The sequence below is a fragment of the Hominimerdicola intestinalis genome, from assembly GCF_054655215.1.
Window position 1 is genome coordinate 101,508 of sequence record NZ_BAAHNZ010000008.1, and the last position, 23,940, is coordinate 125,447.

Sequence of the window (23,940 nt, forward strand, 5' to 3'; positions counted from 1 at the left end):
AATTTATTATGAGGTGATTTTATGACAGAAATGGAGCTTTACAGGCTTTGGTGCGAAAAGGCCGTTGACGACCCCGATCTGCAAACAGAGCTTAATTCTATAGCAAATGACGAAGAAGCCATAAAGGATCGTTTTTACCGTGACCTTGAATTCGGAACGGGAGGCCTCAGAGGAGTTATCGGAGCAGGCTCGTACAGGCTTAATATCTATACGATAAGACGTGCTACTCAGGGACTTGCGGATTATGTAAACGGCGCATTTGAAAACGGAAGCGTAGCTATCGCTTACGATAGCCGTATCAAGTCGGACAAGTTTGCCAAGGAGGCGGCTGCTGTTCTTGCCGCAAACGGGATAAAGGTATATATTTATCCTGAGCTTATGCCTACGCCTATGCTTTCATGGGCGGTAAGATACCTTGAATGTCAGGCGGGAATCGTTGTTACCGCTTCACATAACCCCGCAAAATACAACGGCTACAAGGTCTACGGAGAGGACGGCTGTCAGATAACTCTGGACGTAGCAAATACCGTTATCGGAAAGATAAACGAAGTACCGATGTTCGGCGGAGCTAAGGTAATGAGCTTTGACGAGGGTCTGGCTTCTGGAATGATCAGCCTTATAGGTCAGGACGTTTTCGACGCTTATCTTGAAAAGGTACGCGAACAGGGTATCCATACCGACCTGGTAGCTGACAGCGGGCTAAAAGTCGTTTACACTCCTCTTAACGGAACCGGAAACAAGCCGGTAAGAGCTATACTCAAAAGTATAGGGATCAAGGAAGTTACCGTAGTTCCGGAACAGGAGAATCCGGACGGAAACTTCCCGACCTGTCCTTTCCCCAATCCTGAAATAAAGGAAGCTCTTGCAAAAGGACTTGAGCTATGCAGAACTGTTAAGCCTGATCTTCTGCTGGCTACTGACCCCGACTGTGACAGAGTAGGAATAGCCGTACCAGATCCTGACGGAAATTACGTTCTGTTCAGCGGAAACGAGGTCGGCGCAATGCTGCTTGAATATATCTGCGAGGAAAGAACAAAGCTGGGAACAATGCCCAAAAGACCTGTTGCGGTAAAAACTATCGTAACTACCGATATATGCAGAAAGATCGCCGCAAAATACGGTGTAGAACTGAGAGAGGTACTTACCGGATTCAAGTTTATCGGCGAACAGATCGGCTTTCTTGAGGACAAGGGCGAGGAGAACAGATATATTTTCGGCTTTGAGGAAAGCTACGGCTATCTTGCCGGTTCATATGTAAGGGACAAAGACGCAGTAGTAGCTTCTATGCTTATCTGCGAAATGGCGGCCTTCTACAGAACAAAAGGCGTTTCCCTGCTTCAGGCAAGAGAGGAAATGTACAAAAAATACGGAAACTACGTTCATACCCAGAAGTCATTTACCTGCGAGGGCGCAAGCGGAATGGAAAGAATGAAGGAAATAATGACCGGACTGAGAACAGATACGCCTAAGTCTATCGGCGGATTGAAGGTCGTTGATTTTGCAGATTATCTCGCTTCTGAGGAAACAAATCTTGAAACGGGTGCAAAAACCGTTCTTACCCTGCCTAAGTCCGACGTTCTTGCATTCAAGCTGGAGCAGGGTGCAAGCGTAATAATCAGACCTTCGGGTACAGAGCCTAAGATAAAAGCTTATTATACGACTATCGGAGAAAACCGCAGCTGTGCCGAAAAGCTAGAGGAAACTATTTCGGAGGACTTCAAAAAAATACTCGGCTTCTGAATAAGCTGACCGGCGGCGCTGAAATATGCGCCGCTTTTTTAATTAATATAAATATATTAAATTGCGTTGTAAAGTTCTATTATACGCTCTGCATAAAATTAAAAACATAATTTGTGTAAATCAACTAAAATAAATCGGTTACAAAAAAATATATTGCAATTTTCAAAAAAATGTTGTATAATTATTTTAACCTTAATATATAAGGATAATAAACTAAAATATAAGGAGATTAGGCAAATGAACAATTTTGTTAAAAGAATTCTGACGTCTGCTCTTGCCGCCGCTACTGCGGTTTCTGGCCTGTCGCTTTCAGCTTCAGCTGAGCCGGACGGAAGCTTTACAGATCTGTCCGCCGCAGAGATCACCGACGCTATGGGCGCAGGCTGGAACGTAGGAAACCAGCTTGAAGCTTCAAGCAACGGAACACCAAGCGAAACTGCATGGCAGAGTACAAAGATCACAAAGGAGCTTATTGATACAGTAAAGGCTCAGGGCTTTAATTCAGTAAGAATACCCGTATCCTATCTTTCCAAGATCGGAGAAGGCCCAGATTATACTATCGACGAAGCCTGGCTCGGCAGAGTTCAGGAGGTAGTTGACTACGTTGTTGAAAACGATATGTACGCTATTATCAATATCCACGGCGACGGCTACTATACCGTTGACGGCGGCTGGCTGCTTGTAGACGAGGCTGACCAGGAGGGTATCAACGATAAGTTCAGCAAGGTATGGACTCAGATCGCAGACAAGTTCAAGGACTATGACGAGCATCTTATATTCGAGTCAATGAACGAAGTATTTGACGGCGGATACGACAACGACCCTTCAGCTGAGCAGTATGAAAAGATCAACGCCTATAACAAGACATTTGTAGACGCGGTTCGTGCTACCGGCTCCAACAACGCCAAGAGATGGCTTCTTATTCCCGGCTGGAATACAAATATCAACTATACAGCAGGCGATTACGGCTTTAAGATCCCGTCTGACGAAGGCTGTACAGCTGACGGAAACAGGATAATGGTTTCGGTTCACTATTACGATCCGTATGATTTCTGTCTTAACGAAGGCAACCTTGTAAAAACACAGTGGGGCAAGGACGCTGATTTTACACACCGCGGCGGAGTAGAAAGCACTGTTGTTTCCGATTTCACAAAGCTTTATGACGCTTTTGTAAGCAAGGGCTATCCTGTTGTTATCGGAGAGCTCGGCTGTATCGACAAATCAGAGACTGACCCGCTTAACGCTGAATCCAGAGAACGCTGGCTCTCATTCGTAGTATCGACAGCCAGAGAGCTGGGCTGTATACCCGTATACTGGGACAACGGCTGGAACGGTAAAAACGGCTTCGGTCTTATCAACAGAGCGAACTGCGAAGTAACTCAGCCTGAGCTTGCCGCTGCTATAGCAGAAGCTGCTCAGACAAAGTTCAACCCTCCGTCTGACGATAACAGCAGTGAGTCTGAAACTGATTCCTCTTCAGAAACTTCAAGCGAGATCTCCTCGGTTGATTCCGCAGACACATCTTCGGCTGCTTCAAGCTCTGAGACAGCAAGCGCAGCTACAAGCAGCAAGGCTTCTTCCAGCAGCAAGCCATCGGGCAATGCCGATAAAACTCCTGCTACAGGAAATTCAAACGCAGCTGCAATGGCCGCCGCACTGATACTTATTGCAGGCGCAGGTCTGACTGTCGCTAAATCCAAAAAGAAATAATTTAATAAGCTCTTAAAGCGTCTGATTTGATTCAGACGCTTTTTTTATCCCTTTGATACAAAAAAACGGTAAAAACAGTTGAAGCATAAGAATAAATGTGATATAATGTAAGGTAACAGCTTTTAAAGGACGTGAAGCGTATATGCAGAACGTAATAATTATATCCCTCGGAAACGAAATAGACAGATATGCTGAATTACTCAAGGAGGAATTCGGTATTATCCGTATGCCTGCCGATTCAGCGCTTACAAAAGACCTCAGCAGCGCCAGGTTTATACTTTACTCATTCCGAGCGATCCAGTACAGACTTGACAACCGGATAAAAACCGAACTGGAGCTTCCGGTAATTGCAATAGTAAGCGAAAGCGATGTGTACGATCATGACGATCCTATCGGGAAACTGTTGTTCTATGGAATTTCAGAACCGATAGCCGAACCTATTCCAGACAAGTTATTCCTTCTCAGAATACGCCACGCTCTCAAAAGATACAGCAGCACTTATCAGGCAAGACTAAACTATTCCTATAAAATGTACAAAATGGAAAAGTTTATTTCCCGCATGGAATACTGGATAAGCTCATGCAAAAACGAAACCTTTGAAATACTATGTATTGATATAGAACGAATAAAGGTACTTAATGAAATATACGGCTATGAAAAGGTAGACGACCTTCTCTGTTACCTTGAACAGCGGATCATTAATCTGATCGGCTCAAAGCAGGCGGTTACCGGCCGCTACAACGCCGATATACTTATTTTTATAAATTCTTCGGAAAGCGAATTTCTATTCAGCCTTCCGCATCTTCTGGAAAGCTGGACAGAAGAATATAAATTCCCCGACAAGATAAATTTCAATATAGGTATGTGCGCTGCCGATAATCCCGCTATGCCTGCTATGAAGATAATAGACAGAGCAAAGCTTGCGGCGAATACGGTTAAAGAGGATTCATCGTCCAGCATAGCCTTTTACGGCAAAAATATCTACAGCCGTATCCTTGAGGAGCAGATATATTCCAGCGAGATCGAAAGAGCAATTGAAAACAGGGAATTTATTCTTTATGCACAGCCGCAGACTGATATGATAAGCGGAAAAACGGTAGGAGCAGAGATTCTTATCAGATGGAAACATCCCAAAAGAGGACTGCTTTATCCAGCCGACTTTATTCCGACTATGGAACGTACCGGTTATATACGCCGTATAGATCTTTACGTTTTTGAGGAGACCTGCCGGTTTATGCGTTCGATAATGGATAAAGGGATCGCTCCGCCCCCGTTTTCGGTAAACTTTTCCGGCATAAGCTTCTACTATGATGATCTTTGCAGAAAAGTTTGTGAGATAACCGATAAATACAGAATTCCCAAAAGACTTATTCAGCTTGAAATAACCGAAAGCACCTATGTTGACGGAATAAAAAACTTCAGAAGCACATTTCAGGACCTGAAAAGCAGCGGCTTTACTATAATAATGGACGATTTCGGAAGCGGATATTCTTCGCTGAATTCTCTGAGGAGCTATGACATCGACATTATAAAGCTGGATATAAACTTCCTTAAAAACTGGGATACCGAAGCGTCCGGAAGCAGATCCAAAATTATTGTCGAATCAATTTTACAGATGACCGGAAAGCTTGATCTGGCGGTGATCGTCGAGGGAGTGGAAACAAAAGAGCAGAGCAATTTCCTGATTAATATCTGCTGCCGTTACGTTCAGGGCTTTTATTACTTCAAGCCTATGCCCGCAGAGGAGCTGGCTTTGAAAATTGACGAGGGGAGCATTTCGGTAGATACTAACGGTATTCGGAAGCATGACCCTTCGTTCAGCGTTATCCGTAAGGATCTTTTTCACGAAAACCGATTTGCCGCAGCCGCTGCAGAGCTAGACGGCAGTACGATCGCTATGCGCTTCTGCAATCCTGCGTTTACAAGCCTTACCGGTATAGACTTAAACAAACCCGAAACGACAAGCTGTGATTTCCTTGATTTTATAACCGAAGAATCCAAGTCAGCGGTTCTGGACGCAGGTAAAGCGGTGATGGAAGGCAGGCTGAATATTGTAAATATCTCCGTTACCCTTGCACATAACGGCGAACCGTACAAAAACGTTGTACTGTATATCTTTTCACTGAAAAGAAACGGCGGAGATAATATGCTTGCTTTTATAGCCGATTCATATACTGAAAATACCGATCTGTTGCTTTCCTCAATAGCAAATATATTAGGACAGACTATCGACGTTATAACTGAGATAACCATTCCGTCGTTTACTTACAGACAGCTTACTTTAAGCAAAAAGAATTATTTCGACGTTGAAAGCTGCGGTGAATACGCTCCCGCTTATATGCATATGATCAACGACGAAATTGAACCCGGCGATATACCGTCGGTTTCCGCAGTGTTCAGTCCGGATAACCTGCAAAAGTTTATAGACGATCCTGAAACGAGTGATACCGTTTCGGTAAAATACCGTCTGAAAAATGCGCCTGAGACCACATGGATGGAAAGCAGTGCGGTTTTTATTCGGAACAGCGTACCGCAGAAGATAATAGTCCTCGCCAAAGACGTTACGGCTAACGTTGAATTTAAAAAAGTAAGCGAGCTTGCAAAGCACGACTATCTTACTCATACTATGAACAGAAGCGCAATACCGAAAATAGAAAGCTTACTGCGTTCGGAGAAATATTCCGACGCAGATCACGCCGTATGCATGATAGACGTAGATAACTTTAAGATCGTCAACGATACCTACGGCCATTATGAGGGGGATAAATGCCTTAAAACGATAAGCGGAATAATCAAAAGCCGCTGCTCTGGCAAAGACTCTATAGTACGTTTCGGGGGCGATGAATTTCTGGTATACCTTGCCGCTGTACCGTCTGAGCAATATGCCCTTGAATGGGCCAACTCCGTAATTGACGACATTAAGCATATAGACGGAAATGAAAACGGTTTGGTTTCAATAAGCGTCGGGATCGCATTTTCAAAGCCTCCTCACGATCTCTTCGGCAATGTTTACCGTGAAGCTGATAAAGCGCTTTACAAGGCCAAGAGAAACCGTAAAGGCAGAGCCGCAGTATACGGCGTAAAATAAATTGTACAGCTAAGGCTGCGTCCTATATAACGGACGCAGCCTTTATTCTGCATTTATTACTTTTTTAGTCCCCATATATCGCGGGCGTAATCCTCAACCGAACGGTCAGCCGAGAAAATTCCTGCGTTTGCGATATTGGCAAGCGACATTCTCTGCCACTTCATTTTGTCGTTATAACATTCTGAAGCGTATTTCTGAGCCTTCTGATAGGAATCAAAATCAGCAAGCGCCATATAGGTATCGGCATTTTTGAGAGAACCTGCGATCTCGCCGAACTGCTCGCCGTTGATACCGCTCTGAAGCCTGTCGACAGCCGACTTTACTACGCCGTTTGAATTATATATATCAATAGGCTTGTAATTTGACTTCCTCGCATTTACCTCGTCTACGTTCATACCGAATATAATTATATTCTCATCGCCTACCTGCTCATGGATCTCAACATTGGCTCCGTCCATAGTTCCCAAGGTAACTGCGCCGTTTATCATAAGCTTCATATTGCCTGTACCGGAAGCCTCCGTTCCCGCAAGAGATATCTGCTCGGAAATATCTGCCGCAGGCATAAGGATCTCGGACAGCGTTACACAGTAATCCTCAAGGAAGATCACGCTGAGCTTCTCGTTCAGCTTCTTATCCTTTCTGAGCTCCTGAGAAATATTCCAGATAAGCTTGATTATCTGCTTCGCCATATAATATCCGGGAGCCGCCTTAGCTGCAAAAATATAAGTTTTAGGCGTAAAATCGGCGTCGGGATTTTCTTTCAGATAATTATATTCCGCAATTATATTAAGCGCATTAAGCTGCTGGCGTTTATACTCGTGCAGACGCTTGACCTGAACGTCGAAAATAGATTCTGTATTAAGCGCAACTCCGTATTCATTTTTGACATACTTTGCGAACCTGTTCTTATTATCAAGCTTGATCTTTGCAAGGCGCTCAAGAACCTCTTTATCATCCTTAAAGCTGTTGAGCTTTGCAAGGTCGGAAGCGTCCTTTAAAAATCCGCTGCCGATCTTCTCTCTGAGAAGCTCCGTAAGTCCCTCGTTAGACTGATAAAGCCATCTTCTGTAGGCAATTCCGTTGGTAACGTTTGTGAATTTTTCAGGAGTATACTCATATTCGTCCTTAAAGGTTTCACGCTTGATTATCTCAGAATGTATTTTAGCAACTCCGTTTACATGATGACAGGCGTGAACACAGAGGGTTGCCATTTTTACCTTATTGTTCTCAACGATAGACATTCTTGAAACCTTTGCCTCGTCACCGTATTTCTCCCAAAGCTGACGGCAGTATCTTTCGTTAATTTCAATAATAATTGCAAATATTCTGGGAGTTACGCTCTTAAGCAGATTGCAGTCCCATTTCTCCAGCGCCTCCGGCATTACCGTATGATTCGTATAAGCAAAGGTATGCTGAACTATATACCAAGCCTTGTCCCACGAATATCCGCAGTCGTCAAGCAGAACTCTCATAAGCTCGGGGATAGCAAGCGTCGGATGAGTATCGTTTATATGAATAGCAACCTTTTCGTGAAGATTGTCAAGCGTACCGTAAACGCCCATATGCTGATTGACTATATCGCCTATCGAAGCGGCACACAGGAAATACTGCTGTCTTAAGCGAAGAGATTTTCCCTCGGCGTGATTGTCGTTAGGATAAAGCACCTTTGTTATAGCCTGCGACATAATATTAAGACCCAGAGCCTTAGAATAATCGCCCTTATTAAACATTGTCATATCAAATGACGGGACCTCAGCCTTCCAGAGCCTCAGCTTTGAAACGGCTTCGCTTCCGTAGCCTGATACGAAGAGATCGTAAGGAACCGCCATAACCGAGGTATAATTTTCATGAGTCACGCAGTGATACTGATTATCCCAATACTCTTTCAGATCTCCGTCAAAGCGAACCTCAACAGCCTTGCTCGGAACAGGAACCAGCCATGCCGAACCGCCCGGAAGCCAGTTGTCGGGAAGCTCCGTCTGCCAGCCCTCATCAAGCTTCTGCTTGAAAATACCGTATTCATAGCAGATAGAATATCCCGTAGCATGATACCCGTCGGCGGCAAGGGCGTCAAGATAACAGGCGGCAAGACGTCCAAGTCCGCCGTTGCCCAGACCTGCGTCAGGCTCGCACTCATAAATTCCGTTTATAGAGATACCGAAATCCTTCAGCATTTCGATGGTTTCGTTTATCATTTCAAGGTTATAAAGGCTTGTTTTCAGCGAACGGCCCATAAGAAATTCCATTGACAGATAATAAACCTTTTTATTTCCGGCAGAATGAGTCTTTACCGTAAAATGACGGCGCTTTGCTTTAAGAATACCGACAACTATTTTTGTCAGCGCTTCGTAAACCTGCTGATCCGAAGCGTCGTCCGGAGTCGTCTGAAAATCGTTATGCAGAATATCAACAAACTGTTTTTTAAGCTCAGCCTTTGATATAGTTCCTCCGCCCGGAGTATTTGATTTTGCCATATTATTTTACCTCCTGAAAAAATATGCCTTTGTATTAGATCCAAACAAAGACAGTTTATTGTAATTAATTATATCTTATTTACCGCCAGGTTTCATCAACCTGCTGTTAATACATAAAAACATTATACCTAATCGTTTTCGCTGCTCTGATTTTTTATTTATATATATTATTATATGGTGTTTTTGAACAAATGTCAAGTGGAAAAATTGTATAGTATGCCTAATTCGGGAATTTACACATTGCTTAAATGTTCAGACGAAGCATTTTTAACTATTATCACAACACAGATCATAAATGCTTAGGCAATTTACTCAAACGTTTTCGGAATATGCGGAGATATATTTATCCCTGCCTTTGCCGCCTGACTGTGCTGAAGCCTTCTTGGAATATTATAAAGCCTGTTATCCTTAATGAATTTAGCTCCCGTCTGCTTGAAATAAAATGATATACCGGCGCTGAGACACTGCTGCCGAAGTGAAAGTATCCAGTCGTATCGGCAGGGGCGGGCATAGTATCCCGACTCCCCTCCTGCTATCACTTCAATTATTCCTGAACTCAGATACATAGACAGGTCGATCTCCTCAAGCAGCGGTTCACAGACTATTGATTTTTTCTTTATAGGCGCATCAAGAAAGATCGGCAGTCTGTAATCCGCCCTATCCTGATCCTCACAGGTACAGCAGATATGAACGTTATCGTAGCCCGCTCCCCAATCATGGGGGATACAATCGTAAAATCGGTGTATCCTTTTTGTTATAAAAAGAAATTCAAGCTCGGAGCGCTGTTTTATCATTTTCCAACATTCATTCCTCCAGCTGTCGGCGTCTTCAAGGAAAAAGTCACTTGAAAAGCAGAGATAAACTATTCCGTCCCCCTCGCGCTTCAGTTTATACTCTCCGTTTTTGTTCTTTTCTATCGGAAGATAAAAGGTTTTGTTTTTAGTGACCCTCGAGCTGTCCCTCTCATAGCGGGCGTCCTGACGGTATACATAGCAGTTCTTACAGCCGGGGCTTATTTTATGACAGCCGTGCCACGGATTCCAGGTTACGTTCATAAAAAGCTGCGGTTTTCTCCGGAAAACGCCTCTCCTTTCACAAAATCTGCGATAGCTATTCCCTTCGGGTTTATTCCTTGTATTTATTATAACATATTTTCTCGCAAATGTCAAGAACAAATATTCGAGGTTTCTTTGCTGAACAAGCTGTTACCTTGACGCATATAATGACGCAGGGGGGAACTTATATGGAAGAAATAACGAATGAAATGAAAAAACAGCTTATTCATGCGTTTGCAAGAGGCTCGTCTATTGCAAATCTTGAGGCGTCTACGGGACTTTCAAGAGAATTTCTTGAGGAATTCGCAAGAACCAACGCAGACGAGATATGCAGACGGCGCAGAGAAATAAGAGAGGATTTCAACACCGGCCGTGAGGACGGCAGATATTATGGTACAGACGTATCTTCCTGGCAGGGAGTTATTGAATGGAACAGGGTAAAACGTGACAGAAACGGAAGCTTTACTATGCTCAGAGCGGCTTACGGACTTGAACGCGACGAACGTTTTGAGGAAAATTACCGAGGCGCAGTCAAAGCAGGGATAAATACGGGAGCTTATCTGTACTCGCTTGCGCTGAACAAGGAGGAAGCGGTAAGAGAAGCGGAATTTATGCTGGAGCTTATACGGGGAAAGGATCTAAAATATCCGATAGCTTTTGATATAGAAGAACGTTCTCAGGCGGAGCTTGGAAGAGAACGGGTATCGGAAATTGCCGAAGCCTTCTGCTCAAGAATTGAGAGAGAGGGCTATTATGTAATGATATACTCCTATGAGGATTTCCTTATCAGCCTGCTGAATGAGGAAGTGCGCCGCAGATATGATATATGGGCGGCTTCTATAGGTCAGACTCCTTCAATACCCTACGGGATACACCAGTATTCCTTCCGAGGACGGGTCGAGGGAATAAGAGGCGACTGCGATCTTGACGTATCGCTGAAGGATTATCCGGCGATAATAAGCGAAATGAACCGCAGAAGAAGCTTGACTTAATTTCTTCGGTTCAGTACCTTGTTATAGTTATATTTTTACTGTAGGAGCGAATCTGACTGCTCCTACAGTATTTTATATTGAAAAAATATCCGCAGCGTGGTATAATAAATATCAATAACTAATTATTGCGAAACGGAGATACGCTATGAAACTAAAGGATAAGGTACTTTGTATACTTGAAGAAAACAGAGGAGCGCATATATCGGGGGCGGAAATAGCCAAACGCCTGGAGGTTTCAAGAAACGCCGTATGGAAAGCCGTTGAAGAACTGAGAAGCGGCGGAACAGGGATAGAAGCGGTAAGGAACGGCGGCTACTGTATTCCTGCTGATGAAAGCAGTCTTTCGGTTCAGGGGATAGAAGCGATCTTGGGACAGTCTGATTATATAATAAACGTTGAGCAAAGCGTGACCTCAACAAATACCGTATTAAAAGAGCTTGCACAGCAGGGCTGTCCGGAAGGCTATGTTCTTATCGCACGGCAGCAGACCGCGGGAAAGGGCAGGCTCGGCAGAAGCTTTTATTCGCCTCCCGACAGCGGATTATATCTTTCTGTTGTACTGCGGCCGCACATGAACGTTGAGGACGCACTTTTTATTACTACGTCGGCGGCGGTAGCGGTTTCAAGAGCGATCGAAACCTGCTGTGATCACCAGCGGACTGCTCAGATAAAATGGGTCAACGACATATACCTGGACGAAAAAAAGGTCTGCGGTATACTTACGGAAGCCGCTATCGATTTTGAAAGCGGAGGTCTTGAATACGCTGTTCTTGGGATAGGCGTAAATATAACGCCTCCTGAGGACGATTTCCCAGACGGACTTTCAGATACAGCGACCTCGATATTCAGCAGCAGGAAAATCGGCAACCTCAGAAACCGTCTTGCCGCAGAAATTCTAAGAGAGCTTTCAGCGCTTCCTGACGGATTTATGTCCGAAAAAACGCTGGACGAATACCGCAAACGCTCCCTGCTCATCGGAAAAAACGCTTATGCATTGTTTAAAAATGAAGCAAAGCCCTGCCGAGTCCTCGGAATAGATGACAGAGCCAGACTTCTGGTAAGCTTCGGAGACGGCTCTGAACAGGCGCTTTCCTCAGGTGAAGTAAGCGTAAAAAGATCCGTACCGGAACACAACGGCGGCGGGGATCTATAACTGATTAACTGATTTTATAAAAACAGCAGACGGACACCGGCCTTTCTGCTATAACGGGATACTGCCGTTATAGCAGAAAGGCCGGTGTCCGTCTGCTTTATTTATCAATACCTTGCAAAGCAGCTGTTAAATTCTTATACATAACCTATTATCGAAGAAATAAGAATTATAATAAGACAAATCGGACAAACGACCGAAATCATTATTCTGTAAAGCTTTTTCGACTTGAATTTCTCAGAGCGTTCGACCTCTTCTTCAATTGCTTTAGGCTTTATAATAAATGCTACGAAAATACAGGTAAGCAGAGCGGTGATCGGCATCATTATATTATTGCTGATAAAATCAAAGAAATCAAGGATAGAACGTCCCAGCAGAGTAAAGTCAGACCAAATGCTGTAGCCGAGCGACGACGGAACAGCTACTGCCGCAGATATTATCATTACGCATACACAGATCACCCAGCGCTTTACCTTCAGCTTATCGCTGAATATAGACACTATTGTTTCCATCAGTGAGATCGCAGAGGTAAGCGCCGCAAGCAGGACCAGAATAAAAAATACCGCTCCGACTATCTTTCCTCCGTACATTGTGGAGAAAACCTTAGGAAGTGTAACAAACATAAGACCTGCGCCCTGATTCAAGGCTTCCTTATCGCCTCCCGAAAATGCGTAGACCGCCGGAACGATCATCATTCCCGAAAGAAAAGCAACGGCTGTATCAAAAATTTCTATCTGCCTGACCGAGCCTTCAAGATTATCCTCCCTCCGCATATAAGAGCCATAGGTAATCATTATTCCCATAGCAAGCGACATTGAATAAAACAGCTGACCCATAGCCGCAACTACGGTTTTTATAGAAAAGTCAGCAAAATTCGGCTTTACATAGTAAAGAAAGCCCTCCCACGCACCGTCAAGCGTAAGGCTGTAAAAGGCTATTCCGACGGATATTACAATAAGTACGGGCATAAGAATTTTGCTAACCTTTTCAATTCCCTTCTGAACTCCCAAAAGAACTACTACAGCGGTAAGAAATATAAAAACCGCAGTAAAAATTATCGGAGAGACCGGTGAACCGATAAAGCTGCTGAAATAATCGTCTGCGGCAGCACTGGCACCGTTTCCCGAGAGATATACCATAAGATACTTTATTACCCAGCCGCCGATCACGCAGTAATATGGAAATATTATCATAGGAACTGCCGAGGCAATATAGCCGACGAATGCAAACTTCCTGCTCAGCGCCGAAAAAGCTCCTACCGCGCTCTTGCCTGTTTTTCTTCCTATAGCTATTTCCGTAACCATCAGCGCAAAGCCGAAGGTAACGGCAAGGATCAGATATACAAGCAGGAAGATACCTCCTCCGTACTTAGCCGCAAGAAAAGGAAAGCGCCAGATATTGCCCAGTCCCACCGCAGAGCCGGCAGCGGCGAAAATAAATCCCAGCTTGCTTGAAAATCCGGTCTTGTGATCACTCATATTTAATACACTCTTTCAATTTGATTTTTTGCCTTATAAAGGTAAAGGCTATTACTCCCAGAGCAGTTAATGTTTCTGCCGTAAACAGCGATACCCATACTCCGTTCATTCCCAACAGATACGGAAGAATAAAAACTGCCGGAACTATAAGCACCAGACCCCTTATAACCGATACAGCAAGCGACGGCGCCGCCTTATTTACCGAGGCATAATACATCGCCGTTACCGTATTGAAGCCCAGAGGCAGAAACGCAGGAAAATACAGCCTCAGACCGTTATGGGCGAGCCGTGCGATATCCGGATCTCCCGAGCTGTTGAAGGCTGCAGCTATACCGTCTGTAAACAGGAAAACCACGGCATAAATCACAGCGGAAATGCATACACCTGTTAATACAGTCATACGATAGCAGCGTTTTACATAAGAGGTTTTCCCCTCTCCGTAAAATCTTCCGGTAAGCGGCTGCATTCCCTGAGCAAGACCGTTGAATACCGCCGTTGCCACAATAGCAGTATTTGCTATTATTCCGTAAGCCGCAACTCCGTCGCTTCCCTCGATTTTCATTATTACCGTATTGAAGCAGAAAACGACTATACCTGACGAAAGCTCCGCAAGCAGACTTGAAAAACCAAGAGAGCAGTTTTTCAAGCCGTCCCTGATATATGTCCTGCCCCTTGTAAAGCGAAAGCTGTTTCTGCGTTTTATAAAGTACAGCGACATTACGCACAGACTTATCAATGGAGAAAAGCCTGTAGCAAGGCTTGCTCCGAACATACCCATATTCATAGGGAAAATAAAGATATAGTCGAGCAGTATATTAGAAAGGCTTCCGACTACCGTTGCCGCCATTGCAAGCTGAGGAGCTCCGTCATTGCGGATAAAACAGGATACCAGAGCGTTAAGCATAAACAGCGGCGAAAAGCTCAGCAGCACTTTAAGATACTGTGAAGCAAGGCGGTGGATTTCAGTTCCTCTGCCTGCGCCCATAACAGAGGCAAAAGTATCGGGGAACGAAAAACCGATCACCGCAAAAACAAGTCCTGCAAAAACCGCAAACTTAAAGCCCTGTGTAAACGTCCTGTCTGCGCTTTTATCGTTTCCGGCGCCCTTCTGTACGGCAAACCTGACAGACCAGCCTACTGCGGTCATCAATCCCACGGCGTTCATTACATTAAACATCGGTATCGCAAAATTAAGCGCCGCCAGACCATCTGCACCCTTTGCGCGCTCTATAAAAATAGTATCGGCTATAATATAGCAGGAAATTCCCAGCATACCAAGTATACTGAGCGAAACATACTTTGCCAGAATACCGGCAATTCCTTTTTTATCAGACAACATTCATTCTCCCAAAAAAACAATCTCGTTATTTATGATAACACATTCTTTAATTAAAAACAATAGTTTACCTATGAAAAAATTATACAAAAATTAAGCCGAAATTTTTACCTCCGCTATTGCATGATACTATAATACTGCTTTAATTTACTATTACTATACTGCGATATAAGGCATACGCCCTCATAAATAATACCTTGTTATGCATATTGCTTTAAGGTATACCCATTTTTTGTTCATAATAACGAAAGATTTTTTTAAATTAGGGGTTGCGTTTTATGTGAAAATAGTATATAATTATACCATGCAGTTTGAATTTTATTGTGTAATTAGTACATAATCTGCAAATAGAATAACGTAAGGAGAGAACTGTTTTGAAAAACTACGACAGCACTGAAATCAAAAATATTGCCATTGCAGGTCACGCCGGATCGGGCAAAACATCGCTGACCGAGGCTTTGCTATATAAGAGCGGGGCGTCCGACAGACTTGGCAGGATCGCCGACGGAAATACCGTATCCGATTTTACGGCTGAGGAAATCAGGAGAAAATGCTCGCTGTACACTTCACTATCGTCATTTGAAAGAGACGGCTTTAAGATAAATCTGATCGATACCCCGGGGCTTTTCGATTTTGCCGGAGAAATGACAGAGGGAATTTATGCAGGCGGCTCGGTTATTATTACCGTTTCCGGAAAATCAGGCGTAAAGGTCGGAACCCGCAAGGCTTACGATACCGCCAAAAAATACGGCAAGCCTACTATGTTCGTTGTAACAAAGCTTGACGACGACAACGCAAATTTCAACAACGTTCTGACCCAGCTGAAGGCAGAGTTCGGCCCTACAGTATGTCCCGTTGTAGTTCCCGTTATAGCCGACAGAAAAATCGTTTCATATGTAAACCTTATTGAAATGAAAGCATACAAATACGACGATAAGGGCAGCGCCGTTGAAACGGAAATGCCTACTTCAGAAGTTTCCGAAAAAATGGAATACCGTATAGACGGTCTTATCGAGGCTGTTTCTGAGGCAGTTGCAGAAACCGACGAAGCCTTGTTTGAAAAGTTTTTCTCAGGAGAACCGTTTACGCAAAAAGAGCTGACAGACGGAATCCACAAGGGAATGAACGAGGGTATAATTACTCCGGTAACCTGTGTTTCGTCAACCGATCTTTCAGGTGTCGATATGCTGCTGAAGGAAATTTCCCTGCTTCTTCCTAACCAGGCTGAGAACGCTTCGATCACAGCCGTTGACGCAAAGGGCGAGCCTGTGGAGATCGAATGCAGCGAAAGCGCTCCTCTGTCAGCATTCGTATTTAAGACCGTAGCAGACCCGTTTGTCGGTAAAATGTCATTTATGAAGGTATATTCGGGAACTATCTCCCCCAATATGGAAATAGTCAACGCAACTACAGGCAATACCGAAAGAGTTGGTAAGCTTGTAAGCCTTACGGGTAAAAAGCAGACTGAAATTACCCGTGCGGTCTGCGGAGATATTGCCGCCGCTATGAAGATGAACGTAAATACCAACGATACGATATGCGACCCTTCCAGAGTTGTAAAATTCCCTGCAATAGAGTTTCCGAAGCCCTGCTACAGAATGGCAGTTAAGGCTAAGGGACAGGGAGATGAAAGCAAGATAGCCGGAGCTGTTTCAAAGCTTCTTGAGGAAGATCTGACGATCTCCTACAAGCAGGATCCAAATACCGGCGAAATGATACTCAGCACCCTAGGAGGACTGCATTTGGATTCAGTTGCCGGAAAGCTGAAAAGTGATTTCGGTATTGACGTTGACATTACTGTTCCCAAGGTCGCTTACAGAGAAACGATACGCAAAAAGGTCAAAGTTCAGGGCAGACATAAAAAGCAGTCGGGCGGACACGGTCAGTTCGGCGATGTCTGGATCGAATTCGAGCCTTGCGTTTCAGATGAGCTTATCTTTGAGGAAAAGGTTTTCGGCGGCGCAGTTCCCAAGAACTTCTTTCCGGCAGTTGAAAAGGGGCTTCAGGAAAGCGTTAAAAAAGGCGTTCTTGCAGGTTTCCCTGTAGTAGGTCTTAAAGCCATCCTTGTAGACGGGTCATATCACCCTGTAGACTCCTCTGAAATGGCGTTCAAAACAGCCGCTTCTATTGCGTACAGAGAAGGAATGCCTCAGGCTGAGCCTACGCTGCTTGAACCTATCGGCTCTCTCAGCGTTCTCGTTCCCGATGAAAATACCGGAGATATCATGGGCGATCTTAATAAGCGCAGAGGACGCGTTCTTGGAATGAACCCTTCGGACGCAAAAGGCTATACTGAGATCATCGCCGAAGTACCGGAAGCTGAAATGCAGGATTTTGCCCTTGCCCTAAGACAGATGACTCAGGGAAGAGGCGAATTTACCTTCGAGCATATCAGATACGAGCAGCTTCCTTCAAACCTTGTTGCAGAGGTAATTGCAAAAAACAGAATAGATTAAAAACAACGGGCAGCGATCCTTATCAAAAGGACAGCTGCCCGAATTATTATTTACAGCAAAGGAGAGAACATTCTGAGTACCGCCGAAACCATTCTGCTCCACAGAGAACGCGAAGCGCAGTCCTGAACGGTTATCTCTACGCAGTTTTTCTCGAGAATATTAAGAAAATCAGCCTTTACGTCCATAACTGCCGGAACCTTGTACATATAGGTAGCGCATTCAAAGTGAAGATACAGGCTTCTGTAATCAAGGTTTATCGTTCCTACGACCGCAGTTTTATCATCTGATACAAAATTCTTCGCATGTATAAAGCCGTTGTATTCATAGATCTTTACCCCCAGAGCGATAAGCTCGCTGTAATAGGATTTTCCGATAGATCTGACATACCATTTATCGGGTATACCCGGAGTAATTATACGAACGTCCACTCCGCTTTTAGCCGCATAGCCAAGCGCAGTTACTATCTCGTTATCCGGTATAAGATAGGGCGTTGTAATATAAACATAATCCCTGGCGCTGTTGATAATATCGAGGTATACAAGCTCGCCGACGTTTTCGGTATCAAGGGGGGAATCTCCGTAAGGAAGAACATATCCCGGCGCATTTTCTGGTATCTGAACGGTATCATCCGGCAAAAACTGATCATAATCAGAAGCCAGTCCCTCGCCGTCAACTATTTCCCACATCTGCAAAAACATCATAGTAAAATTCCAGACTCCGTCGCCCTTTATCATTACAGCCGTATCTTTCCAGTGTCCGAAGCGTTCCTTACGATTAATATACTCGTCTGCAAGATTGACGCCTCCGTTAAACGCAGTATGGCCGTCTATAACACAGATCTTTCTGTGATCGCGGTTATTCTGTATTGAAGAAAGCATGGGTCTGAAGGGATTGAATACATGACATCTGATCCCGGCTTTTTCCAGTTTTTTATCATATCTCATAGGCAAAAGATGCTGAGAACCCATTCCGTCGTAAAGCAGTCTTACGTCTACTCCCTGCTTTGCCTTTTGCTCCAGTATCTGATAGATCTCGTTCCACATTTCCCCCTGATCTATAATAAAATACTCAAGAAAAATAAAATGTTCAGCCTTTTTAAGCTCTCTTACCATAGCGGCAAACTTTTCCTCGCCTATCTTGAAATATTCTACCGTAGTATTTTTATAGATAGGGTATCCGCCGTATTTATCAACATATCTTGCAAGGTGATATACGTTCTTGTCCTCTATATTAAGCTCGGTAAGAATATCCTGATCCTGTCTTAAAAAAGGCTTTGTTCCGGCACACTTTTTTATATGAGCGTTGCGTACTCTTTTCGTACTGTATTGATTTGACAGGATAAAATAAGCAATCGTCGCAAATACGGGTATTGCAAGCAGAGGTATTATCCATGCCAGCTTATATGCGGGATTTTCAGGCTTATTAAGAATATATACCGCAAGCGCAAGTCCGAGAACAGTAAAAGTATAATAGATCGCACTGGAATGCTCGCTGAGCTGAAAAAATGTAAACAGCAGAAAAAGAACCTGCGCAAGCAGCAGCAGAATAATAGTTGTTCGCTGTGAAAAAACTATATTCGCAAACTTTTTCCAAAACTTCGTCATCGAATTTCCTTTCCCTTTGGCATACGCCGTTTTTTATAATCTGTAAAAACTATTATAGCACGCCGTAATTCTTTTTGCAAGCGGGAAAATAAATAAGTTTTACTCGTTTCACCTATATTATGCAGCTGAATGTTTTACAGCTTTATAAACTGCGGTTTCCTTTCCCTGAAATATGCCAGATATTCAAAGCCTGCTTCCCTTGCCGCCTGTATCCCTGCTTCCGTTCCTGCCGCAAGGTCGCATACTCTGTGAGCGTCCGAGCCTACAGTAATGATTTCTCCGCCCATTTCCCTATAAAGCCTTATATACCCGAGATCAGGGAAAGTGTTTTTATACTTCTGCCTTAAACCCGAGGTATTTATCTCTATACCCTTTCCGGAATAAATAAGCGTTCTGAATATCTCTCTGATTATTTCACCGTACCTGTTCATATCAGTCTTTATTCCGTAATCTCCCTCAATATACCGCAGAGGATAGGTAAGGTGACCCAGAACGTCAAATCTGCCCCACCTGCACATTTCAAGCATTTCCTCGAAATACGAGTCAAGCAGTGAATAAATATCATCCTCCCGCATTTCATTATATCTCAGAAAATAGAAATCCTTACTGCCCTTATTCTGATGATGAGAGCCTATTATAAAGTCAAGACGTTTGTCGGAAGCTGTTTTTTCAGCATTTTCAATATCCTGCAAAGGCTGTCCCAGCTCGATACCGCATAGGAAATTCAGTCTGCCCTCATATTTTTCTTTAAGCTTATACTGAGCCTCGATACTTTCTGCCGAGTATTTTCCTGCTCCGAACATATCAGAATCCTCTTCTGCGGCTTTGGAATAGCGCTCAGACGAATACCAGTAATTGCAGTCGCAGTGATCTGTAACTGCGTACGCCGAAAGTCCAAGCTCTGCCGCTCTTTCAAGCATTTGCTCCAATGAATCTTTACCGTCCGGCGAAAAGGAGGTATGAGTATGCATATCTGTCAGGATCCTTGAATTCATTGGTCATTCTCCTTTTCGGCTTTAAAATACGAGGAAAGCCTTTTCGCCGCCGCATATGCCCTTTTTATATAAAGCTCCGGTGTAAGAGCGTCGTAAAGCCTTGATTTGTCCGTCATTACCTCAAGTGAGACGGCGCCTCTGTAATCAAGAGCGCACAGCTTTTTTACCGTTTCTGAAAAATCAATATTTCCGTCAAACGGAATAAGATGACTGTCAGCCTCACCGTTATTATCGTGAATATGCAGAGCGCAGAGCCTTTCTCTGTACTCGGAAAGCATATCTGTTCCCTTTGAAAAGCAGTTTTCATGTCCCGTATCAAAGCAAAAGCCGATATTTCCGCCATGAAGCCTTTCAAAAAGCGTTTTAAGATATTCCGGCCGCTGAATATTTTCAAAGGCCGTCCTAACGTTTTTCTTCTCGGCATAGCTTACTATCCCCTGAAAATATTTCAGACCGCATTGAGATACCGAAGGCGGCTCGAACCCGTCCGACGGGTGAACAACGAGGGTTTTAATACCGTAAAACGAACAGCAGTCAATTGCGGAATGAATGAGCATAAGTGTCTGAGCCGGATTTTCATCACTCCAAAGCCGGTTCATCATACCGTTTCCGAAAGGACAGTGCATATTTTCGATCCTAAGACCGTTTTTTCTTATAATATCAACCTCGCTGCGGAACTCAGCGGGAGTTTTGAAATTCATCATTACGCTGTCAAAGCCGGCTTCTCTTATCAGCCTTAGCCTTTCCTCAAATGAGAGCCTGTCGGTAAATCCGGTATTTATACATAAGTTCATTTTTGTCCTCTCCTTCTGTATGGTTTTTTCGGTATCACTCAGATACAAAAGCGACCGCCCGTATTGATTCGCCCTGACGCAGGCAAATAACGGCGGCCGCCGAAGCTTAGTTCTTTAGCGAATGAAGCGGAGCGGGGATCTGTCCACCCCTGTTGATAAACTTAGAGGGCGATTCCTTTTTAAGCGGCATAACAGGACCGCAGCCGAAAAGACCTCCCCAGTCAAGCTCGTCGCCTACGTCCTTTCCGACGGCAGGTATAACCCTTACGGCAGTGGTCTTGCAGTTTACCATTCCGATAGCCGCCTCATCAGCAATAATTGCCGCAAGCGTATCCGGCTCGGTATCACCGGGAACAACGATCATATCAAGACCTACCGAGCAGACAGCGGTCATAGCTTCAAGCTTCTCAATTGAAAGCGTACCCGCCTTTGCGGCAGAAATCATTCCTGCGTCCTCTGAAACCGGAATAAACGCTCCCGAAAGTCCGCCTATTCTGGAGCAGGCCATAACTCCGCCCTTCTTAACTGCGTCGTTGAGCAGTGCAAGAGCCGCAGTCGTTCCGTGAGTTCCGCACTTTTCAAGTCCTATCTCTTCAAGAATGTGCGCAACGGAATCTCCAACCGCCGGAGTAGGAGCAAGCGAAAGGTCTACTATTCCGAACGGAACGCCGAGCCTTTCAGAAGCAGTAACGCCTACCAGCTGGCCGACCCTTGTTATTTTATATGATATTTTCTTTATTACATCGGCGATCTGCGTAATATCTGCGTCAGGGTATTTTCTCAAAGCCGCTCTTACAACTCCGGGACCTGAAACTCCTACGTTTATCATGCAGTCAGGCTCTCCTACGCCGTGAAAAGCTCCTGCCATAAAGGGGTTATCCTCAACGGCGTTGCAGAAAACCACAAGCTTTGCCGCTCCGAAGCAGGCGCTGTCCACAGTCCTCTCGGCGCATTCCTTAATTATCCTACCCATCATTTTGCAGGCGTCAAGATTAATTCCTGTCTTAGTAGAGCCGACGTTGACCGAGGAGCATACTCTCTCGGTACAGCTGAGGGCTTCCGGAATTGACTTTATAAGCTCAGTATCTCCCGCAGAAAATCCTTTCTGAACCAATGCGGAATAACCGCCTATAAGATTTACGCCGACGTCCTTAGCGGCTCTGTCCATAGCCTTTGCAAAAGGTACGGGAGAGCATTTGCAGGCGGCGGAAACGATAGCGATAGGGGTAACCGAAATTCTCTTATTGATTATCGGGATACCGAATTCCTTTTCAATCCCCTCGCCTACGGATACAAGGTTTTTTGCCTTTTCAGTAATTTTCCTGTAAACCTTATCGCAGGCCTTGTCAATATCGCTGTCTATACAGTCAAGAAGCGAAATGCCCATTGTAATAGTTCGTATATCAAGGCACTCGTCCTGTATCATTCGTATCGTTTCAAGCACATCGTATGTATTTATCATCTATAAAACATTCCTCTCAAATCAGATATGGTGCATACAATTAAAAATATCCTCATGCATTGTATGGATCTTAGCACCCATTGAATCTCCCAGCTCGGTCAGATCGTCCGCCATCTGAGAGAAATCAGAGCTTAGCTTAGAAATATCCACCAGCATTATCATAGCGAACATATCCTGAAGCACCGACTGAGTAACCTCTATTACATTTGCGTTATGCTCGGCACATTTTGCACTTACCTTTGCAAGAATACCAACCGCATCCTTGCCAATAACTGTAACTACTGCTCTCATTATATATAACCAGCCTTTCATTAATAATCATGTATACTTTATAATTATATCATATTTTTATCTGTTTGCCAACAAAAAATTATAAATAATTGATTAACGTATAATATTACCGTAAGCCGCAAATACTCCTCCGTTTTTCAGCCGTCTGTCATATAGCTGTCACATTGAACGGGTATCATATAAACAACAGGTTAGAGGGACGCCTGAGCCGCGAGGGTTAAGCGACACGCGAAATCCTACGGCAACGGGTATTGAGCCGATAAGTCTTGAATGCATATGCAAAGACATACCTGAAGTCCCGACCACATATTATTTTTTCTCCATCATATAATAATATAAAGTGAGCGATCACTCAAAAAGCCTCCGTTCTGTTAAGAGCGGAGGTTTTTTGTTGTTATAATAGAAATAGCGTTTTCAGCCGTCTTATCCTGCCTGAGTTACAGAAAGGCTCAAATATCGGTCAGTCAATAACAAACACGGTAATTAAGCGATCTGTTCTATACGGCATTTCTGACATAAGGGATATTCAGCAATAAACGGCGCTATCTTTTTCTTCATTTCAGCAAAAGATATTCCGTAGAAATAAAGGGCAGTATATGTATCTCCCTCCCAATAGCTATATAATCTTCCTATCCCTTCTATTGCGTGTTCCATTTGTTCAATTACATAATTTATATCGCAGGTGCGGTAAGTTTCAGCAGGCAGATCAATGGCGTTTAAATAGCACGCCAATCCCTCCAGCATTCCTAATTCAAGCTCCGTCTGTGAGCCTTGTAAAACAGAACCTTTGGGAATACCTATTCTGTTTAGCGCTTCCACCAATCGTTTTACACACTCTGTCTCGCTACTGAACAAACGAATATCAATTTCGCAATATGCAATTTCCCCGTCAGGCTTTTGAGCCGTACCTCCACCGGTGACTTCACCCAGCCGTTTTTCCTCCAATATTTCCTGCAGAGCGTCTTCCAACTCAAATCTATGTATTGGCTGAAGCCTGGCGTTTAGTTTTAGTGACAGATCCATTGCGCTCCCTCCCTACATATTTCAAATTTACATTCTTATGCTTGTTATCATTTACGATCTGCCGAAATAAGCGGTCTAAGGCTTCTCAGTTATTTCTTCGTCCTGACGGTTTTTACTCCGCTCCATGCTCCCAAGGCGTTCGTTCCTCCTCCGTTTGACTTGTACGCTAGCGCTCGGTATTTATACGAGGTATTCCTTTTTAGTCCTCTGATCTTTAGCTCCTCTGATCCCTTTACCAGCTTTACAGTCTTCCACGTCTTCCCTCCGTCGCTTGACTGCTGTACCTTATAGC

The 23,940-nt window shown here is 44.1% G+C and carries 17 protein-coding genes; 6 read left to right on the forward strand and 11 right to left on the reverse strand.

Annotation, left to right across the window (positions count from 1 at the left end):
• Positions 1-21: 21 nt before the first annotated feature.
• From ACYQ0H_RS08495 to ACYQ0H_RS08505, 3 genes are all read left to right on the forward strand, one after another.
• Positions 22-1,740, forward strand: coding sequence for a phospho-sugar mutase (locus ACYQ0H_RS08495; protein ID WP_459812420.1), 1,719 nt, complete (start codon positions 22-24; stop codon positions 1,738-1,740).
• 237 nt (positions 1,741-1,977) lie between these two features.
• Complete coding sequence (locus ACYQ0H_RS08500; protein WP_459812421.1) at positions 1,978-3,450, forward strand: glycoside hydrolase family 5 protein; 1,473 nt, start codon at positions 1,978-1,980, stop codon at positions 3,448-3,450.
• Between the two features lie 142 nt (positions 3,451-3,592).
• The gene (locus tag ACYQ0H_RS08505) at positions 3,593-6,538 is read left to right on the forward strand and encodes a GGDEF domain-containing protein (RefSeq protein WP_459812422.1); all 2,946 of its coding nucleotides are present in this window, start codon (positions 3,593-3,595) and stop codon (positions 6,536-6,538) included.
• Positions 6,539-6,594: 56 nt separating this feature from the next.
• On the opposite strand, the gene ACYQ0H_RS08510 is transcribed toward ACYQ0H_RS08505, so the two are convergent.
• Together ACYQ0H_RS08510 and ACYQ0H_RS08515 are read right to left on the reverse strand one after the other, a co-directional pair.
• On the reverse strand, positions 6,595-9,012 hold the full coding sequence (locus ACYQ0H_RS08510; protein ID WP_459812423.1) for a glycogen/starch/alpha-glucan phosphorylase: 2,418 nt from the start codon (positions 9,010-9,012) through the stop codon (positions 6,595-6,597).
• Positions 9,013-9,320: 308 nt separating this feature from the next.
• The gene (locus ACYQ0H_RS08515) at positions 9,321-10,067 is read right to left on the reverse strand and encodes a DUF5131 family protein (RefSeq protein WP_459812424.1); all 747 of its coding nucleotides are present in this window, start codon (positions 10,065-10,067) and stop codon (positions 9,321-9,323) included.
• Positions 10,068-10,255: 188 nt separating this feature from the next.
• Between ACYQ0H_RS08515 and ACYQ0H_RS08520 the strand changes: the two genes are divergently transcribed.
• Positions 10,256-11,059: a glycoside hydrolase family 25 protein gene (locus tag ACYQ0H_RS08520; RefSeq protein WP_459812425.1), complete on the forward strand. Its 804-nt coding sequence runs from the start codon at positions 10,256-10,258 to the stop codon at positions 11,057-11,059.
• A 145-nt stretch (positions 11,060-11,204) separates the two neighbouring features.
• Positions 11,205-12,212: a biotin--[acetyl-CoA-carboxylase] ligase gene (locus ACYQ0H_RS08525; RefSeq protein WP_459812426.1), complete on the forward strand. Its 1,008-nt coding sequence runs from the start codon at positions 11,205-11,207 to the stop codon at positions 12,210-12,212.
• 134 nt (positions 12,213-12,346) lie between these two features.
• Here ACYQ0H_RS08525 and ACYQ0H_RS08530 read toward each other — a convergent pair whose 3' ends face one another.
• Both ACYQ0H_RS08530 and ACYQ0H_RS08535 read right to left on the reverse strand, forming a co-directional pair.
• Positions 12,347-13,687: a sodium-dependent transporter gene (locus ACYQ0H_RS08530; RefSeq protein WP_459812427.1), complete on the reverse strand. Its 1,341-nt coding sequence runs from the start codon at positions 13,685-13,687 to the stop codon at positions 12,347-12,349.
• Positions 13,680-15,026: an MATE family efflux transporter gene (locus ACYQ0H_RS08535; protein ID WP_459812428.1), complete on the reverse strand. Its 1,347-nt coding sequence runs from the start codon at positions 15,024-15,026 to the stop codon at positions 13,680-13,682. Before ACYQ0H_RS08535 ends, ACYQ0H_RS08530 begins: the two co-directional genes overlap by 8 nt.
• Before the next feature lie 371 nt (positions 15,027-15,397).
• Here ACYQ0H_RS08535 and ACYQ0H_RS08540 point away from each other — a divergent pair, with 371 nt between their 5' ends.
• Positions 15,398-17,479, forward strand: coding sequence for an elongation factor G (locus tag ACYQ0H_RS08540; protein ID WP_459812429.1), 2,082 nt, complete (start codon positions 15,398-15,400; stop codon positions 17,477-17,479).
• A gap of 50 nt (positions 17,480-17,529) precedes the next feature.
• Here the strand turns inward: ACYQ0H_RS08540 and cls are convergent, their stop codons facing one another.
• The 7 genes from cls to ACYQ0H_RS08575 form a co-directional block, all read right to left on the reverse strand.
• Positions 17,530-19,083 (reverse strand): cardiolipin synthase, encoded by a 1,554-nt coding sequence (gene cls / locus ACYQ0H_RS08545; RefSeq protein WP_459812430.1) that lies wholly within the window; start codon positions 19,081-19,083, stop codon positions 17,530-17,532.
• A gap of 134 nt (positions 19,084-19,217) precedes the next feature.
• A complete protein-coding gene (locus ACYQ0H_RS08550; protein ID WP_459812431.1) occupies positions 19,218-20,078 on the reverse strand; it encodes a histidinol-phosphatase HisJ family protein in 861 nt (286 codons plus the stop codon).
• The gene (locus ACYQ0H_RS08555; RefSeq protein ID WP_459812432.1) at positions 20,075-20,872 is read right to left on the reverse strand and encodes a sugar phosphate isomerase/epimerase family protein; all 798 of its coding nucleotides are present in this window, start codon (positions 20,870-20,872) and stop codon (positions 20,075-20,077) included. The genes ACYQ0H_RS08550 and ACYQ0H_RS08555 overlap by 4 nt, the downstream gene beginning before the upstream one ends.
• A gap of 106 nt (positions 20,873-20,978) precedes the next feature.
• A complete protein-coding gene (locus ACYQ0H_RS08560; RefSeq protein ID WP_459812433.1) occupies positions 20,979-22,334 on the reverse strand; it encodes a PFL family protein in 1,356 nt (451 codons plus the stop codon).
• A 21-nt stretch (positions 22,335-22,355) separates the two neighbouring features.
• Positions 22,356-22,625, reverse strand: a complete 270-nt coding sequence (locus tag ACYQ0H_RS08565) for an ACT domain-containing protein (protein WP_459812434.1) — start codon at positions 22,623-22,625, stop codon at positions 22,356-22,358.
• Between the two features lie 483 nt (positions 22,626-23,108).
• On the reverse strand, positions 23,109-23,648 hold the full coding sequence (locus ACYQ0H_RS08570; RefSeq protein ID WP_459812435.1) for a hypothetical protein: 540 nt from the start codon (positions 23,646-23,648) through the stop codon (positions 23,109-23,111).
• Between the two features lie 89 nt (positions 23,649-23,737).
• The coding region (locus tag ACYQ0H_RS08575) for a fibronectin type III domain-containing protein (RefSeq protein WP_459811965.1) at positions 23,738-23,940 on the reverse strand (203 nt) is incomplete at its 5' end.

Bases quoted from the DNA above. Each gene is read 5' to 3' on its own strand.
- ACYQ0H_RS08495 (WP_459812420.1), top strand. From the start codon at position 22: ATGACAGAAATGGAGCTTTACAGGCTTTGGTGCGAAAAGGCCGTTGAC.
- ACYQ0H_RS08500 (WP_459812421.1), top strand. From the start codon at position 1,978: ATGAACAATTTTGTTAAAAGAATTCTGACGTCTGCTCTTGCCGCCGCT.
- ACYQ0H_RS08505 (WP_459812422.1), top strand. From the start codon at position 3,593: ATGCAGAACGTAATAATTATATCCCTCGGAAACGAAATAGACAGATAT.
- ACYQ0H_RS08510 (WP_459812423.1), bottom strand. From the start codon at position 9,012: ATGGCAAAATCAAATACTCCGGGCGGAGGAACTATATCAAAGGCTGAG.
- ACYQ0H_RS08515 (WP_459812424.1), bottom strand. From the start codon at position 10,067: ATGAACGTAACCTGGAATCCGTGGCACGGCTGTCATAAAATAAGCCCC.
- ACYQ0H_RS08520 (WP_459812425.1), top strand. From the start codon at position 10,256: ATGGAAGAAATAACGAATGAAATGAAAAAACAGCTTATTCATGCGTTT.
- ACYQ0H_RS08525 (WP_459812426.1), top strand. From the start codon at position 11,205: ATGAAACTAAAGGATAAGGTACTTTGTATACTTGAAGAAAACAGAGGA.
- ACYQ0H_RS08530 (WP_459812427.1), bottom strand. From the start codon at position 13,687: ATGAGTGATCACAAGACCGGATTTTCAAGCAAGCTGGGATTTATTTTC.
- ACYQ0H_RS08535 (WP_459812428.1), bottom strand. From the start codon at position 15,026: ATGTTGTCTGATAAAAAAGGAATTGCCGGTATTCTGGCAAAGTATGTT.
- cls (WP_459812430.1), bottom strand. From the start codon at position 19,083: ATGACGAAGTTTTGGAAAAAGTTTGCGAATATAGTTTTTTCACAGCGA.
- ACYQ0H_RS08550 (WP_459812431.1), bottom strand. From the start codon at position 20,078: ATGAATTCAAGGATCCTGACAGATATGCATACTCATACCTCCTTTTCG.
- ACYQ0H_RS08555 (WP_459812432.1), bottom strand. From the start codon at position 20,872: ATGAACTTATGTATAAATACCGGATTTACCGACAGGCTCTCATTTGAG.
- ACYQ0H_RS08560 (WP_459812433.1), bottom strand. From the start codon at position 22,334: ATGATAAATACATACGATGTGCTTGAAACGATACGAATGATACAGGAC.
- ACYQ0H_RS08565 (WP_459812434.1), bottom strand. From the start codon at position 22,625: ATGAGAGCAGTAGTTACAGTTATTGGCAAGGATGCGGTTGGTATTCTT.
- ACYQ0H_RS08570 (WP_459812435.1), bottom strand. From the start codon at position 23,648: ATGGATCTGTCACTAAAACTAAACGCCAGGCTTCAGCCAATACATAGA.